Source organism: Clostridium polyendosporum (assembly GCF_018332455.1).
Classification (GTDB): domain Bacteria; phylum Bacillota; class Clostridia; order Clostridiales; family Clostridiaceae; genus Clostridium_AY; species Clostridium_AY polyendosporum.
Window position 1 is genome coordinate 1 of sequence record NZ_BOPZ01000031.1, and the last position, 17908, is coordinate 17908.

Annotated in this window: 15 protein-coding genes; all 15 read right to left on the reverse strand. The window is 28.6% G+C overall.

The window, feature by feature from the left end:
• On the reverse strand, positions 1 to 302 hold a 302-nt coding region (locus tag CPJCM30710_RS14620; RefSeq protein ID WP_212904910.1), incomplete at its 3' end, for a DUF4372 domain-containing protein.
• Between the two features lie 182 nt (positions 303 to 484).
• Positions 485 to 1399: an NAD-dependent epimerase/dehydratase family protein gene (locus CPJCM30710_RS14625; RefSeq protein WP_212904911.1), complete on the reverse strand. Its 915-nt coding sequence runs from the start codon at positions 1397 to 1399 to the stop codon at positions 485 to 487.
• Between the two features lie 325 nt (positions 1400 to 1724).
• Positions 1725 to 2603 carry a UTP--glucose-1-phosphate uridylyltransferase GalU gene (gene galU / locus CPJCM30710_RS14630; RefSeq protein WP_212904912.1) on the reverse strand — a complete coding sequence of 293 codons (879 nt, stop codon included), beginning with the start codon at positions 2601 to 2603 and terminating at the stop codon, positions 1725 to 1727.
• A gap of 458 nt (positions 2604 to 3061) precedes the next feature.
• Positions 3062 to 3373 (reverse strand): hypothetical protein, encoded by a 312-nt coding sequence (locus tag CPJCM30710_RS14635; RefSeq protein ID WP_212904913.1) that lies wholly within the window; start codon positions 3371 to 3373, stop codon positions 3062 to 3064.
• 468 nt (positions 3374 to 3841) lie between these two features.
• Positions 3842 to 4354 carry a hypothetical protein gene (locus tag CPJCM30710_RS14640; protein ID WP_212904914.1) on the reverse strand — a complete coding sequence of 171 codons (513 nt, stop codon included), beginning with the start codon at positions 4352 to 4354 and terminating at the stop codon, positions 3842 to 3844.
• A gap of 9 nt (positions 4355 to 4363) precedes the next feature.
• Positions 4364 to 5743 (reverse strand): VgrG-related protein, encoded by a 1380-nt coding sequence (locus CPJCM30710_RS14645; RefSeq protein ID WP_212904915.1) that lies wholly within the window; start codon positions 5741 to 5743, stop codon positions 4364 to 4366.
• A gap of 55 nt (positions 5744 to 5798) precedes the next feature.
• Positions 5799 to 7418, reverse strand: coding sequence for a triple tyrosine motif-containing protein (locus CPJCM30710_RS14650; protein WP_212904916.1), 1620 nt, complete (start codon positions 7416 to 7418; stop codon positions 5799 to 5801).
• 256 nt (positions 7419 to 7674) lie between these two features.
• Positions 7675 to 10107, reverse strand: coding sequence for a glycosyltransferase (locus CPJCM30710_RS14655; protein ID WP_212904917.1), 2433 nt, complete (start codon positions 10105 to 10107; stop codon positions 7675 to 7677).
• 30 nt (positions 10108 to 10137) lie between these two features.
• Positions 10138 to 11235 carry a glycosyltransferase family 4 protein gene (locus CPJCM30710_RS14660; RefSeq protein ID WP_212904918.1) on the reverse strand — a complete coding sequence of 366 codons (1098 nt, stop codon included), beginning with the start codon at positions 11233 to 11235 and terminating at the stop codon, positions 10138 to 10140.
• Complete coding sequence (locus CPJCM30710_RS14665) at positions 11235 to 12350, reverse strand: glycosyltransferase family 4 protein (RefSeq protein WP_212904919.1); 1116 nt, start codon at positions 12348 to 12350, stop codon at positions 11235 to 11237. The genes CPJCM30710_RS14660 and CPJCM30710_RS14665 overlap by 1 nt, the downstream gene beginning before the upstream one ends.
• Before the next feature lie 15 nt (positions 12351 to 12365).
• Positions 12366 to 13409 carry a mannose-1-phosphate guanylyltransferase gene (locus tag CPJCM30710_RS14670; RefSeq protein ID WP_212904920.1) on the reverse strand — a complete coding sequence of 348 codons (1044 nt, stop codon included), beginning with the start codon at positions 13407 to 13409 and terminating at the stop codon, positions 12366 to 12368.
• Positions 13410 to 13426: 17 nt separating this feature from the next.
• Positions 13427 to 14083 carry a sugar transferase gene (locus CPJCM30710_RS14675; RefSeq protein WP_212904921.1) on the reverse strand — a complete coding sequence of 219 codons (657 nt, stop codon included), beginning with the start codon at positions 14081 to 14083 and terminating at the stop codon, positions 13427 to 13429.
• A gap of 23 nt (positions 14084 to 14106) precedes the next feature.
• On the reverse strand, positions 14107 to 14952 hold the full coding sequence (locus CPJCM30710_RS14680) for a glycosyltransferase (RefSeq protein ID WP_212904922.1): 846 nt from the start codon (positions 14950 to 14952) through the stop codon (positions 14107 to 14109).
• Between the two features lie 395 nt (positions 14953 to 15347).
• Positions 15348 to 16472 carry a polysaccharide pyruvyl transferase family protein gene (locus CPJCM30710_RS14685; RefSeq protein WP_212904923.1) on the reverse strand — a complete coding sequence of 375 codons (1125 nt, stop codon included), beginning with the start codon at positions 16470 to 16472 and terminating at the stop codon, positions 15348 to 15350.
• A gap of 15 nt (positions 16473 to 16487) precedes the next feature.
• On the reverse strand, positions 16488 to 17900 hold the full coding sequence (locus tag CPJCM30710_RS14690; protein WP_212904924.1) for a lipopolysaccharide biosynthesis protein: 1413 nt from the start codon (positions 17898 to 17900) through the stop codon (positions 16488 to 16490).
• Positions 17901 to 17908 lie beyond the last annotated feature (8 nt).

A 17908-nucleotide genomic window follows, 5' to 3' on the forward strand; every position in this document is an offset into this window, starting at 1 on the left:
TTATAAAATATATCCTCAAATATTCTATAATCACGCGATGCGTTTTTACGCGAGAATTGAGATACACTTGGAACATTGATTAAACTTCTTAGCTTTTTATTACAATTTACTTCAGCTTGTATTTCCCTTAAACTCTTGCAGTTCTTTAAATTAGAATAAAGTAAAGAATACAAATGAGATTTTGAATCAAAATGTTGACTTCTATAGTCTCCGCCATACTTTTGTATGATTCGGTTTAGAAATGTTCCTTCAATTTCCGCTATTAATTTATGAAAAACTAATTTATTATTATTATTGAACATGAATGATAAACCTCCTTGTGATTGGTTTCTGGACAAAACCATTAAAACACAAGGAGGTTTATTTTTTTACTATTAATTTTTACCAATAACTGCTACGCGCCGTGTCAACAAGTAAGTTTTACTTTGATGCAACAGCAGAACCAAACTGGCCCTTAATTATTTCTCAGTTTGCTGCTTTAATTTTATTTACTTTTGTAAAAAGCAATAGTTTCATCTAATCCTTCTTTTAATGAATACTCAGGCTTCCATCCACATGCCTTACTAATCTTTTCATAAGTCATATAGCTATATTTAATATCGCCTGCTCTTTCTTCTTTATAAACTGGTTCCAGGTTAGAACTTGTTAATTCGTTAAATATGTTGAAAAGATCATTTACCGAAACCTCAACATTAGTTGATACATTAAAGATTTCATTATCAAGACCTTCTAAAGCTTCAGCATTGGCCTTAGCTACATCCTTAACATAAACAAAGTCTCTCGTTTGTTCTCCATCACCAAAAATATATGGTGCTTCATTTGCTAAAAATTTCTCACTAAAGATTGCTACAACTCCACCTTCTCCAGTAGCATCCTGTCTAGGACCATAAACATTAGCATATCTAAACACAGTATACTTTATTCCAAATAACTTGTAATAAACATCAAGATAATGTTCCACAGTGTGCTTTGTTACACCATAACCACACTGCATATTAAGTGGATGCTTCTCATCTACAGGAAGATATTGAGGCTCTCCAAAGATAGCTGCTGATGCAGGATATATTACTTTTTTAACTCCGTATTTTTTACAACATTCTAAAATATTAAGAGTTCCCATGACATTGATATCTGCATCTAAAAATGGGTCATCTATAGAGTGCGGAACACTTATTTGAGCTGCTTGATGACAAACTACATCAAACTTTTCCTCCTGAAAAATCTTATAAAGCTCTTTATCTCTTATATCAAGTTTATATAATTTTGCATTTGAATTTACATTCTCCTCTTTGCCATGAGACATATCATCCACTATGCACACCTCATGACCAAGGCCTATATATAAATCAACAATATGTGAACCTATAAAACCAGCTCCACCTGTCACTAATATCTTCATAACTAAACTCTCCTTCTTGCAATACATTAATATATTTAAATTATACTTAATAATATAATTATATACAATAAAGTTTAATAGGCATAGAGCTTACTCAGTTTAAACAATCTTTAATGCACATCACCCTATTAAATATGAGCGAGATTTCACTTTGTGAAATGAAAGCAAATCGGACTTCACTTTATTAATAAAAGCAAATAAAGTTAAATAGGTATTAAACCCCTTCACCCTTGTAAGACTTCACCAAGTGAAATCACAATAAGTAAACATAAAAGGAACTGCACTGTAGCATACAGTACAATTCCTTTAATTAAATTTCTGCAAATTATTTTATGTTTTCCCAAGGTTTTGAGCTTAAATATTCAATAAAGTTGCTTCTTAAATCATCTCTTCTTAATGCATATTCAACTGTAGCTTGAAGGAATCCAAGCTTATCTCCAACATCATATCTTTGACCTTCAAAGCTGTAAGCATACATTGCTTCATCTTTGATTAAAGTAGTTAAAGCATCTGTAAGTTGAATTTCTCCACCCTTTCCAGGCTTAGTGTTTTCTAAAACTTCAAATATCTTTGGAGTGATAATATATCTACCTAATATAGCAACATTACTTGGAGCTTCTTCTACTGATGGCTTTTCTACAAGGTCCTTTACCTTATATACTTTGTCTTCAATATGTATACCATTTACGATTCCATATTTGTTTACATTTTCTTGAGCAACTTCCTGAACACCAAGAATAGTAGTCTTATATTCGTTATAGCAGTCAATAAGCTGCTTTAAACACGGCTGCTCATTATTATAAACTACATCATCACCAAGTAGAACAGCAAAAGGTTCATTACCTACGAAAGTCTTCGCACAGTAAATTGCGTGTCCTAATCCCTTTGGTTCCTTTTGTCTTATATAATGAATATCCACCAATCCGGATATATCCCTAACAATCTCTAAAAGTTCACTTTTTCCTGACTTTTCAAGTTCCATTTCTAATTCTACTGATTTATCAAAATGGTCTTCGATACACTTTTTGTTTCTTCCTGTTATTATTAAGATTTCTTCAATTCCTGAAGCTACTGCTTCTTCAATTATGTACTGGATTGTAGGCTTATCCACTATAGGAAGCATTTCCTTTGGTTGAGCTTTTGTTGCTGGTAAAAATCTTGTTCCTAATCCAGCAGCAGGAATTATAGCCTTTTTTACTTTCATAGTTAAATCCCCCATTCTTAATCATTCCCTCTATTTCTAATAATTAACTTTTAAAACTACATCATTAACACTATTCTATCATATTGTGACAAGTTAAACAATTTTTTTTTAGCAATTGTTAACGTTTTAACCTAAAAATTTACATTATTCAACTATTTATTAATAATTTGTTTTAATTAGATTTATATATAGATTAAACACGATCAAATATATAAGGCTCTTCACAATGTACTCTTGCAACACTAAAATATATTGTGAAGAAAGATAGAACTATTTATGTTAACCTTTATCTTGGCAAAAATTTAATTAAATATTGAATCAGCAGGTTATATATGATTAAAACAGGTAAAAGAAAGTAGCATTAAGCTACTTTAATAAATCTTATTAGGAATATATATTTAGTTAAACATTATTATCAACAAATTACGATATTAAAATACTATAAAATCTGTTCACCTTTAAACAGTTGACGTTATATTTCTAAGCTTTTCTATTATTTTTTTATCTATTGTATTGTCTATTGTATTATTATTTTTCTTACAAGCAATTTTTTCGTATTCGGCAGAAGTAATTGGATGGAGTACTTCTTTTTTAAACAGAATTCCCTCTCTTACTACTTTTGCATAAAAAGAATCATTTGTACCCACTTTATATTTTTTTGTAGCTTCATTTTTAGCTATATAAAACTTATTTTTAAAAACATCTTCCCCAAGGAAATATTTGGAATTATTTTCAATAATAGTACATCTATATAGTTTCAAATCATCCATTCAACATCCACCTTTCATAAAAACAATATATCAATTTTTAAATAATTAACCATAAAACAATAAGTTGTTAACAAATCCTTAATAACATTTTATCACCTTTATTAGTATTTTCAACATATAGAAAACGTTTACGTAAAAGTTTTCCTGTTTTTTGTAATATTATTGTATACTTTAATTTTGCTTTTAATCCAATTAAATAATTAAAAAAGATAAAATCAGTTATATTCCAAAAACATCCATTTTTTTCACCAAACGATTATCATCACATACTGACAATCATTTAAATCTTTAGCAAATTACACTTTATATTTTTATTATTTTATACTTTTGCATCCTCCCCCTTCTTTATTTCTGATAATGGATACTATTTACCCTAATAAAATAAACCTAATTAGGCATAGAAACTATTGAATTTTAGTTAGATTGGCTTTGTGAAATCACAGCAAATAAAAAAAGCTAGTTTTAACACTAGCTTTCCTCATACCTTAATAAGCCCTTTTTATCCTTTGAAAACTCAACAAAAAAGACTACATTCTTTTCATTAGTAGCTTTCTTATTATTCTTATCAACCACAGTTTGTTTTAAATTGACTTTTACTTCATATATATCTTGATCTATTTTTTTTATTTCTGTAATTAAATAGTTATCAAAATGTATGGTTTTACCTTGGGCTCTATATGTACTAATATTATTTTCAAATAAGTTTTCTGCCTCACTATTTTTGATAACAACATCATTTAAGAAACTTATGTCCGCGCTACTATTGTTTACTAAATCGGAATAAATACCAATAAAGCTAGCTACTAATTCTTCAACATATGCTTCATTATTCTTAGCATGCGCTTCTTCAACAAATTCACTACCCTTAACTGGTTCCCCAGTAACTCTTGTAACTTGTTCATTTTTAATAAATACGTAAGTTGAAAAGCCAACAATTACTGTAATAAAAACTAATATAATCAAAATTCTTTTTACTCCCATATTATCACCTTAATAACTTATCTCCCTTTGATAAGTTCTAATTATTTCTGCACTCTCTTCATCAAATCTTTCTTTAACACCATTATATATGGCTACTACCCCTGGATCTGAACTATCTGGAGGATAACTAGCTGCTATTATTACAAATCTAGCTTCATATACTTTTCTAATATAATCTTCCATAGGTAAATTAGAATCTATATTAGAAAAAATCCTATATGCTCCTGTTGGTCCGTGCTGTATTGCAGTAGACCATATCATATTCCTAGTAGAACTATGATTTAAAAGCCTTCCTGGTTCATATCCATTTGTTCTAGCAATTTGAATAAATTCATCATAAAATAAGTTTTCAGCAAATTCCTGCTGTATATTAAAGAACTCATCATAATAATTATTTGCTATAGATATCCATGCAGCTTTGAAATTATCCTTATAACTATTATCATCTTTAACTCTTGCATCATTTAATACTGTATAAAATTCTGGTTTACGAGATTGAAGCCACATCATGAATCTTCCTAAAGATCCTGCATTACTAGAAAATTGCCAAACTCCACAGGATACTCCTCCTAAATCACTAGGCTTGTCCAATATAGCTGCCGGATTAAAATCTGATTCTTCTTTCCCTGATATGTATCCAAGCATAGAATTGTTTTTATCATCTTGAATAAAATCAAGATAATAAGGAACATATCCTGTTAAAACAGTGCTTTCATCCTTATGCCACTTAACCTCATAGAAACTATTAGTTCTCCTTACGACTTCTACCAGTGCAGCACTAGGAACATCTACATCTGATTTTGGAGACCAACTCGGTTGTTGTCTAAGATTTACTGCACACTGTGCTACTGCTAAAACGCCTTTATAACCTGTAGTATTATTCAAAAGCTCTGTACCAAACTTTGTTATAACCTTACCATTTCTTATACTTGAAGTATTTTGGACAGCATCATAATAATTAGGGAATTTTGTTATTAGTGTCTCTCCATTATATGTCCAATATCCAGTACTATCCCATATAATCTTATCTTCATTTTTTACTACTGCATCTTTGTATCTAGATGCAGTTTTTATAGCTTCTATTAATTTTCCATTAGAAAACCCTTGTATAAACTTTCCACTTGAATCGAAAACCTTAAAAGCAGATTCATTAATATTTTTTGATATTTTAGCAATATCAAAAATATCAACAATTCCATCTTGATTTAAATCATATTTGGAGTTATTTGTATTATAATTAATTTCAGCTTCAATTATATCTCTTATATCTATTATACCATCACCATTCACATCTGCATTTGCTGTTAAAGCACTAACATTTTTTCCTGGTGTACTATATATAAACATGCAGAGTAAAGTAAGAAATAAACACTTTTTTTTAAACTTCATTATATCACCCTAAACTTAATTTTATTTCTAAGAAAAACGGCAAGTAAAAACCTGCCTAGTTTACCTTATAATATATTTCTCTAAACTTATCTACCCCGTTACCAGAATATCTATTCTTAACATCAACCCATATTCTATAATTTCCTGCTTTTGCTGGAGTAAAGTAATAAATATTATTCGCTGAATAACTTTGTACTATATTCCACGTATAGCCATCAAAAATTGTAAATCTATATAGCAGATCTGGTCCACCAGATGTATTTGCTGTTACTTTAATTTTATTTCCTACAGTTTGAGGAGATGGTTTATCCGTCGTTATGGAATAAAAATCAAAATTATTTATTATTTTATAACTTATTTCTCTAAACTTATCTACAGTGTTATTTGAATATCTATTTTTAACATCAACCCATATTCGATAATCTCCTGCTTTTGTTGGAGTAAAGTAATAAACATTATTCGCCGAATAACTTTGTACTGTCTTCCACGTATAACCATCAAAAATTGTAAATCTATATAGTAGATCTGATCCACCGGATGTATTGGCTGTTACTTTAATTTTGTTTCCTACAGTTTGAGCAGATGGTTTATCCGTCGTTATAGAAGAAAAATCAAAATTCTTTATTGTATAATTTATCTCTCTAAACTTATCAACAGCATTATTTGAATATCTATTCTTAACATCTACCCATATTCGATAATTTCCTTCTTTTGCAGGACTAAAGTAATAAATATTATTCTCAGAATAGTCTTGTACCATTTTCCATGTATAACCATCAAAAATTGTAAATCTATATAACCAATCTTGTCCTCCAGATGTATTTGCTGTTACTTTGATTTTATTTCCTAAAGTCTGAGGAGATGGTTTATCTGTTGTTATGGAATAAAATTCAAAATCCTTTATCGTATAATTTATCTCTCTAAACGAATCAACCCTATTAGGTGAACTCTTATCTTTTACATCAACCCACAGCCTATAGCTTCCAACACTTGCTGGTTTCCATAGATAAGTATCTGAGGCAGAGTAATCTTGAACTACTTTCCAAGTCTTTCCGTCAAAGATTGTGAACTTATATAATATGTCTTTTCCTCCAGCTACATTTGCTTTTAACCTAACATCTTGGCCTATACCTTGTGGTGTAGGCTTATCAGTAGTTATACTTTGTATAAATACCTTTTCATACAAAGGAAAGCTTAAGTTTTTATAATTAAAATTTATAGCATTAGCACTAGAATCAGCTAATTTAATCTTAAAATTATTAAGAAAGTTAAAATCTAATTGACCCTTTCCAAGTGTTTTTATTCTGATTTTAAACAACGTGCTTTCATTTGTTATATTTAAACTGTTGCTTTGACCTAACATAGTTATAGCAAGATCAAGCTTTCCTGTACTAGTATCATTTTTTTGTATTTTATAGATCTTATTATCTGGAAACAATCCAATACTATAATTTTCAATGCTTACTAGACTTTTATTATAAGTCCATTCCAATGATGCTCCATATAAATTACTAACATTTGATACATTTATGGATATATCATATGCTTGTCCTTCAATACCGTATAAACTTGAAGGTTTAATTGAAACATCAGCAGCCATAGCTGATTTATCGTAAACAAAAAATAGTATAAAAGTTAAAACAAAGATCTTAAATAGATTTTTGCAATTGTTCAACTTTCTCCCCCTTTCTGAGCATACATTAATATTATACGTTTTTTTCCTACATTTTTCGAGGTTATATAATAAATTTTAACTTAAAGTTTAAAAATATGCAGTTATTATATAATAAAATAGCAAAATCAGTCAAATTTTTCTCTATAAATGGGATCAAATAAAAAGGAATAGGTATCAAACCTATTCTCTCTTTTATCTAAATTCACTTTATAAAGTTACATAAAATAGGAACAATAGTAGATATTGAATACACTAACTATCTATTATTCATTTCAATATATAAATTCTCTGTCTTCTTAACCATATCTACATGCCTAAAATCATTTAAAAATATTTCATATCCTTCATTTCCCATAGAAATTCTTAGAGCTTCATTGGAAGAAAGTTCTTCAATAGCTTTCTTTAATTCTTTTGTAGATTTTGGTTTTACTAACAACCCATTATTTCCATGCGATATTATCTCAGATACACCTCCAACATTAGATGCAATACAAGGTTTTTTATGACTCATAGCTTCTAATAAAACAAGAGGTAGACACTCTCTATAAGAAGTTAACACTAAGATATCTATAGCTTCATACACAGATTGAACATCATTTGTAAAACCAAACATAATTACTCTATCATTTATATTCAGTTCAGAGATCTTATCTGTAATGTCATCCTTAAGTTCTCCATCACCTACAATAATTAACTTTACATTCTTATTATCTATTTTGCTAAATGCCTCTAATAATAATAAATGACCTTTTTCGTAACTAAGTCTTCCTACAATCCCTAATAAAACATCCTCTTCTTTTATATTAAGCTCTTCTCTTAAGTTAGTATTTTTTTCTTCAACACATTCATCACCAATACAATTATGTATTACGACAATCTTATTTTCATCAAAATATGCATTATCTACTAAAAAGCTTTTTACAGCATTAGCTACAGCTATTATCTTTGTAATAAATAGCGATAGCAATCTGTGTATAAAAAGATGTATTTTATTAGATATCATAGACATTTCTTCATTAAAGGAACTCCAAAGATGTTCTGTAGTAATTATCGTCTTAACTCCTGCTAATCTAGCTGCAATTGTTCCCATAAGAGTACTTATACTTAAGTGGTTGTGAACTATATCATAATTTTCTTTTTTTATCAGCTTATACAAATCAATTATTGCACGTAAATCCTTATTACCCTTTACTTGAATTGTATGTACCTTAACACCCATACTTTTAAACTTTTCTTCCAGTGTTCCCCCACAACATATTACATCTACTTGGAACTTTGATTTATCAAGCTTTCTTACCAAATCAATAATATGCTTTTCAGTTCCTGCAATATGTGAGGATAAAATCACTTGTAATATCCTTATCAAGTTTCCTTCTTTTAAGTTTCTATAATATATAACACCAGCTAAATAAAACCAAAATATTTCTTGATAGAAGATATTACTTAAAGTTAAACTAGAAAAAATACTACAAATCATTATTGGCAATAAGGACGCTACTATCCAATATTCTTCAAAGTTTTCTTTAATCTTTATTACATTTACTACTGACATCTTTAAAAATTTCACTATTAAAATCACCATTACTATAAGAGCAAAAATACCAGTCTCAGCAGTTATTTCAAGTAATGAATTATGTGCAACAAAAGGTGGAATTTTAGCATTATACTTTGAAAATATATGCACAAAATTACCAGCACCTATACCAAGTAAAGGATGATCCTTAATCATAGCAAAAGCTACATTCCATATCTTAAATCTTACATTTACATCTCCTCTACTAAAGTTGAACGCACTAAGCAACCTCTTAACAAAAAGCGAATCTTTAAAAACAATGATAGCAATTATAAATATTAATACCATACTTAATAAAACATAATAGAAGGCTTTTCTTCTCTTTTTGTCTTTCAATAAGTAGATAGATATAGAAATCACAAAGCCTATAACTATACTTAGTGTAGCACCTCTAGATAGAGAAACAAAGGTAGCTGCTACCGAACTCAACATAGTAACTAAATAAATAATAGTACTTAAGTTTACTTTAAGCTTATACTGATATATCCACTTATTTAATGCCAACAGAAATATAGGAACTAAATAAGCACCTAGGTAATTTGCATCTGTAAAAGTTCCATCCGCTCTAATAACACCTTGGTAATTTCCTTCAATATTAAATAAAAAGTTACTTAAACCAAAATACGCAAAGCCCCACTCTATAATAGTATATATGCTGATAAATAAACCTATATATATCATATAATTAAAGAAGTCTTTTCTTTTATTTGCTGTCATTTCACGAAGTGAAATCTGACTCAAGCTGAGTAGGCTCGATGCCTGATCAGCTTTATTTCTTATAAAAAGGTTATATACAGTAAAATACACTGTAATATCTAATAAAATTTTTAATAGCTTTTTAAAAACCCCAATATAATTTACGGCATTTATGAGAGATAGTAAATTTATCGATACTAATAACAGGACAAAAAGCATACCATAAGGTATCTCTAAATTTTTTTTAAACACTCCATATATGCATAATAGAGTAAGAATTATTAAAAAGAACTGATTTAAAAGCAATCCTATACCAAACAAATTTATTGCAAAATTCTGCAAAGGAAAAGTTATTAAAAAAATTAATAAAAGTTTATCTAGTAGAAAATCAAAGGTTAATCTATTCTTAAATGTAATCATAATTGCCCCCGCTAAGCTAAAGAAGCTCAGTTATATCTCCTTGTAAATTTCATAGGTTAAATCAAATGTATTTTGCCAATCATATCTATTCATCCAATCCTTTAATTCCTTCTCATTATAAAGTAATGGACTTTCAATACACTGGTTTATCTTATTAGATAGGTTAATATGATCTTTAGCATCAAACTTTAATCCATAATTTCCAACAACTTCTGGTAATGATGAAGTATCGGAAACTATTACTTGGCAACCACACGCCATTGCTTCAAGTGGTGGAAGACCAAACCCTTCATAAAGTGAAGGAAATACAAATACCTTTGCTTCACTATAAAGTACTGGCAGATCCTCATCATCAACAAAACCAATAAACTTTATTCTATCATTCACATCATATTCTTTTATAACTTCTCTAAGTTTATCATTTAACTTACCATTCATCACTAGAAAATAATTTTTATCTTTAACAGTCTTCATAGCCTTAACCAATGTCTCAACATTCTTATGAGGCTTCAAGTTACCTATATATAAGATAAATTTATCTGGCAAATCATATTTATACTTAACTTTTTTAAGCGTTGTTTCATCAGATATATGTTTGAAATCCGAATCAATACCATTGTATGTAACAACAACTCTGCTATCTTCACACTTTAACCATCCAAGTAATTCGCTTTTCGCAAAATTAGAAACAGTAAGTACTTTCTTACTGTTTAAAGCTGATGGCTTTACAATGTATTTATAATAATATTTATGAAAAGGTGTATAAAATTGAGGATATCTGATATGATTTAAGTCATGAATAGTCATAACTGTATCAATTTTAATAAATGGACTGCTAACAAAAGATGGTGAATGGAATATAGCTTTCCCTTTATACTTATTTAAAATCCTAGGGAGTTCTATCTGCTCTTTTAAAGACAAGAACTTTGAATTCATTTTAATAAATTCCAAATTATCGACTTTATTAAATATAACTTTTGCTTTCCTTACATCGTTAACTAAAAGCGTATATTTAACCTTACCGCTAGCAGCACCTTTTTTAATAAGTTCATAAGTATATCTTGCTATTCCATGTAGATGCTCATCAACCATTCTAGCATCAATTATTACGTGCACTTTATCCTTCATTACTTCAGCACCTTCCAATGCTTTGTTGTATTAAACTCTTCATATTTTTCATTTATAAAACTTTCTATCTTTTTCTTAAAAATCTCTTCATCGAAAGTCTCTGCATGTTTTCTTATTTCAAGCTTATCAAAACTCATTTTTTCAAATTCTTTTACTGCATCAACCAATGAAGTAACCGTTTGATCATTAAAGAAAATCCCTGTTTTTCCTTCAATAACAGTTTCTAATGCTCCACCTTTTCCGTAAGCTATAACAGGTCTTCCACTTGCCTGTGCTTCTAAAGGAGTTATTCCAAAGTCTTCTTCACCAGGAAAAACAAATGCTCTACATTTTGAATAATATTCTTTTATAACCTCATCCGGCTGTCTGCCTAAAAATATTATATTTCCTTTTGCCATTGATTGAAGCTTTTCTCTTTCTTCACCATCTCCAATGATAACTAAAGGTAATCCTAACTCATTAAACGCTTCAACAGCCAAGTCTAGTCTCTTATATGCAACTAATCTTGAAAGGATTAAGAAAAAATCCCCATCTTCTTTGCCAATATTAAACAACTTACATCTTACAGGCGGATGTATAACAACAGACTCTTTTCTATAATGTTTCCATATCCTACGTGCTACATTTTCTGAATTTGCGATGAAATAGTCTACTCTATCAGCAGCTAATCTATCCCACATTCTCATATAATTCATAAAGTACTTTAAGAATAACTTTTTAAATTTTCCTATGTCTGTTTTATCTGCATACTCATAATAAAACTCCCATGCATATCTCATAGGAGTATGACAGTAGCACACATGCATTGTACTTGGATTAGTGACTACCCCTTTAGCACAGGATGAACTACTACTAAGCACTACATCATATCCATTTAAGTCAAAGCTTTCAAAGGCCATTGGCATAAAAGGTAGATATCTTTGATGACCCTTTTTTACTTTCTTTTGTAAAAAGGATGTACGTACATCAATATCTTGTAACTCTTTATCAAGCTTTTCTGGATTATACATTGTTGTATATATTGGTGCTTCCTTATATAATTCTTTAAAATTAATTACAACTCTCTCTGAACCTGCCATGTTAGTTAACCATTCATGAACTAATGCTACTTTCATTTAACCACCTCATAATCATAAGTGCTCTTTTGCAACTTTAATATCCTGCTCATGTATTTTTGATGAAATCATAATATAATCATCTGTTTCTACTATAATCAAATCATTTATATTATTTAATAGTATTTTCTTATTGGTCAAAACTATATTATTATTAGATTTAAAAAGATATCCTTGTGCATTAAAAACATTTCCCATAGAATCTTTATCAGAATATCTTTCTATACTAGTCCAGTTACCCACATCATCCCATCCAAAATCACAAGGTATAACATAAATACTTTCTGCTCTTTCCATAATTCCATAATCTACAGAAATATTATCAACTTTTTCATAATTTTTATCAATAAGATCCTGAAGTTCGTCTTCACTTACATCATCTATGAATTTTAAGGCCTTATATGTAAAGGACAGATACTCTTTAGTAAGGTTTATAATATTATTTGCCTTCCAAATAAACATTCCACCATTCCATAAGTAATTTCCAGACATTAGATATTCTTCTGCTTTTTCATAGTTAGGCTTCTCAACAAACCTATCTACCTTCATTATTGAATTTGTTTTTCCGCAAACTTCCTTGTTTCCAATCTTAATATATCCATAACCTGTTTCCGGTCTGTTTGGTTTCATTCCTAATGTAACTATTGCATCCGTATAATCATTTATAAATTCATTTCCACACTGTAAAACTTGTAAAAATTCTTCTTCATCTCTAATAAGATGATCAGAGGGTAATACCGCAATTGCTGCATTTTCATAATACCTTTTAATTATAAAAGCTGATAAAGCTATACAAGGTGCTGTATTTCTCCCCTCCGGTTCAACAATAATATTTCTTTCAGGAAGATATGGAAGTTGTTCCCTAACTAAATCAACATACCCTTTTCCAGTACAAACGAATATTCTATCCATAGGAATAAGTTTTTCAATTCTTTTAACAGTCATCTGAATCATTGTATCATCGCTTAAAAGTTTTAAGAATTGTTTTGGCTTATCCTCTGTAGATAAAGGCCAGAATCTAGTGCCTTTTCCTCCAGCCATTATTAAAGCACAAAGCATTTTATCCCTCCTTTTCTCTACATTGCTCCTTCTTTTCTGATTACAGAAATAAATGTTTTTGCAATGATTTTTATGTCTAACCATAAAGATCTATTATCAATGTAATACATATCCATCTGAACTCTTTCTTCATAAGTTGTATCGCTTCTTCCATGTGCTTGCCAGTAACCTGTTAACCCCGGTTTCACACTAACTAGCTTATTTGCATACTCTTCATATTTTTCGATCTCTTTTTCAACCACAGGTCTTGGTCCTACTATACTCATGTCACCGATAATTATATTCCAAAGTTGTGGCAACTCATCTAAACTAGTTTTTCTTAAGAAATTTCCTACTTTTGTGATTCTAGGATCATCTTCAAGCTTGAAATTTATCTCAAATTCTTTTTTCTGATCAGGTGTAAAGTTTCTAAACACTTCTTCTGAATTCACAACCATTGACCTAAATTTGTACACCTTTATAATTTTACCATCTTTACCTATTCTATTATGTCCATAAATTATAGGCCCTTTGGAATCAATTTTAACACAAATACATAGTATTATATAAACTGGCAGCAGCAAAATAAATCCAACTACACTAAGAGTAAAGTCAAATATTCTTTTTATAAAATTGTACGAACTATATTGCTGTTCTGTACTTTGAATATTATAAACTTTATTATATTCTGTCATGAAATACCTCCACTACTATAATTTTAATTTTTATAAACGAACTTCTTAACCAGTATATAGATTACTTTTAAAATCTTATATTTTATATCATCCACTTTATTAACTACGCCATTAACATTATATGAAAGGTCTTCCATATTGTGATTTGTATCTTTATTAATTAATCCATTCTTATACATATATTTAACATGGCTTGTCATTAACTTTTGCTTTGTTAAATTACTTTGAGAAATCCCATTATTTCTTATTCTGTAACTAATTAATGGTTTATCAATATTTGAAACCTTGTACCCACTTTTAATAATTCTGCATATCAAATCATAATCTTCTGCTAGAGGTATATCCCTATAACAGCCAATACTTTTTATAATATCGGTTCTATACATTAAGGAAGGGTGAAAAAAAATATTTCTATAATTTAATGCTTTGCTTATAAAAAAATCTTCTTCCATTAAATACTTCTTATAGTAAAGAAACTCATCATTCTCCCCAATTCTATATGCATTACTACCCACAAGTACTATATCTATATTGTTTTCTAAAAAATCATATTGTTCTTTCAATCTATTTGAAGCCGCAATATCATCTGCATCTATTCTCGCAATATATTTACCTTTTGCTAAACTAATACCTTTGTTTAATGATTTAACTAAACCTAAATTCTTTTCATTTTTAACAAAGATAATCCTTTTATCTTTATAACTTAAAATAAAATCCTCTAACTCTTTATTATCAGGCTTGTCTAATATAATTATAAATTCAAAGTTACTAAAAGTTTGAATTAAGATAGAATCTATTGTCTTTTTAATCCATTCAATTCTTTCATTATAAGTAGACATTACAACGGAAATTACTGGTATATACTTCATTTTTCCTCCATACTTTCAAAATTTTATGAATTATCAAAACATCAATATCATACAAGAATGATATCATAAACTTAAAATATATACTAATCTCAATGCTTTTCTATGGTTTTAATATTATGTTACAGTAGGCTATTATAAGTGATATAGTATATAACTTTATCAATAAACGTTAAAAACTACACTAATATTAAGATTTAGCGTAGTAAAGATAAACAACTTCAATCTTTAAACAATTCCTGAAAATAGCCTCGACATTCAATGCTTTTTCAGGAATTATAAGTTAAATTATGAAGTTGTATATCTATAACATCTTATTTCCTTTATTCCCTAACTTGTATCCTTTAGATATACAACTTTCAGTTGATATTAAACTAATGAAAAATTGATTCCTTTACTTAGGAATTTTCGTTATAAACTTTGCAACTATTGAACTTTTGTAAAATCTCCATAGAAGAATAATCTTGTATTTGTATTACATTCTCTTCTAATCCAAGCAATTTATAAAATCCAACATTTTTTATATAATAATACTTATCAGAATATAAGCCTAAAGTTGGTTTAGCTAATGAATTTGAAAAAACATTGAAATGATATGATAAGCCCATACACATATCCATTTTGCTTATTATCCACTTTATATTTTGTGGATTGATCTTTTTTACATCTATAAAATCTTCAACAAAAAATATACCTTCACGGTTATGTAATTCTTTCTTTAAAAATCCATTATCTATATATTCTTCACTTCCACCATAAGCTATAGGTATAAAATAAACATCATATTTATTTTCCTTCATTAAATACTCAACAAATTCTATAATATGCTGTTTGAAATTCTCAATATTATTCCATGGTCTAATGCTTATACCAACTTTGATTTTATCTCTATTTAAAATCTTTAATAGAGAATTATCCTCGATTGGCGCTACCTTTAGATCCCAGGCCTCATCAATATCCACTTTAATCTTATCTTTTAGTCCCATTTTCACTGCTAAGTTATAACTTTCATGCTCTCTAACTAAAAATTCATCAGACATTTTAATTATCTTTTTTAGCATGTATTTGCAAACAGCACCTTTTATTCCTTTAAATGGTCCTAAACTTTGAGGTCTAAAATATACCTTTTTACCGTTACTCTTAAACAGTTTAGTTATAGTATATATATCAAACATGGTACCTAAATATATTGAGTTTAGGTTACCTCCACCACACATAGTAAACTTAGAATATTCTTCAATAGGACTTTTTAATCTTAACTTAACATGTTGTTTACTACTATCAAAAATTGAGCCAAGAAAAACCTTAAGTTTTACAAATTTATTTGTGTTTACGCCTTCAAAAGGATTATAAAAGCAATGCTGTGGGTACTGCTCAGCAGCTCTTTTATAAAACGTAGACATAACTTCAACATTTTTAGAATGTAATAATGAACTTTTATCCAAGTAATTTATAAACATACTCTCATCGCCATAGTTATCATTTCCTACAGTTGAAAAAATTAATTCCTTACCATTCTTCAAAACTTTCACCTCTCCTTAATTAATTGCCTTACTCTTTAGTTTCCTCTTACCAAAATAACTTCCAAACTTCTTAATAAATTCTAGGTTCAGGTACCCGAATACTAATACCCCTCCTACAATCAATATAACTGATAGAATGAAATTTTCAATATATGATAAATAAATATATATACCCATTAAGAAATTTAATAATAGGAACTTTTTAGTATCTATATCAACATTTACAAACTCCTTAGTATGAACAGCTCTCATTATGAAAATAACTATATATGAAATCATGGTAGATAATGATGCACCTTGTATTCCAATAACAGGTATAAGAACTACATTTAAAACTATATTTATTAATGCACCAATCACTGAAGTATAGAAATTTCCTTTTGTATTCTTAACACTTAAATAAAACACACCATAAAATGAAGAAAACACCGAGAAAACCACTCCAACATAAAGGAAAGGTGTATACTTCCATGCTTCATAAAAGTCAGGACTAACTAAAAACTTCATTAAATACTTATTAATAGATATCAACCCTATTGCTGCAGTACATTGTAAGACCATTAATAAAGAAAACATTTTAGAATAATCTTTTTTATTTGAATCATGTTCTGAAATAACAGTATCCTGCCAAGCTAAATAAAAAATAGTATTAATAGTAATCAATATGCTTGGCAATTTATTTGCAATAGCATATATCCCTGTTGATTCAATTCCTTTATAGTAAAGTAATAAATATCTATCTGATAGATTAGTAACCCACCAACTTAGCGCATTAGGGATTAGTGGTAAAGAAAACTTCAATAATTCATTTCTTATTTTTCCGTTAACCATTGAAAAATTAATATACTGAAATAAATCTATTGTTTTTGCTATGTATAATATACTCACTACACTAGACAAAATAATTGATATTAAGAGTGCTTCAACTTTTAACCCTAGAAAAACAATTAATATAATATTACTAATTAAGTTTACAAGGGTATTTAACATACCAGCATATGAGTATTCCTTATTTTTTTCTAAACCTCTAGCAACCTGAAGAGTTATATCTTGAGTGCACATAAAAATAACCTGGAATAATACTAAATATACAAACTGAAATTTATAGAATAATTGTATAAGTAAAACTAATAATATAAAAATAATCAAATTCTTTATCACTATAAAATAAGAGTTTGTTATTATTCTTGATTTTTCTTTTTCATCATTAGTATCTAATATATATCTATATAATCCTTGGTTAATTTGACATGATACAATTGGTGCAATAAACCCTATCAAGGTCATAATAATATCATAACTACCAAACTCACTTTGAGTTAAGTAATATGAATATAAGGGTAATAATAAAAACACTAATAACTTAGATCCTAAGTTTCCTATTGCATAAATAATAAAATTATTTACTAATTTACTCTTCTTCTGCATTCTCTCTT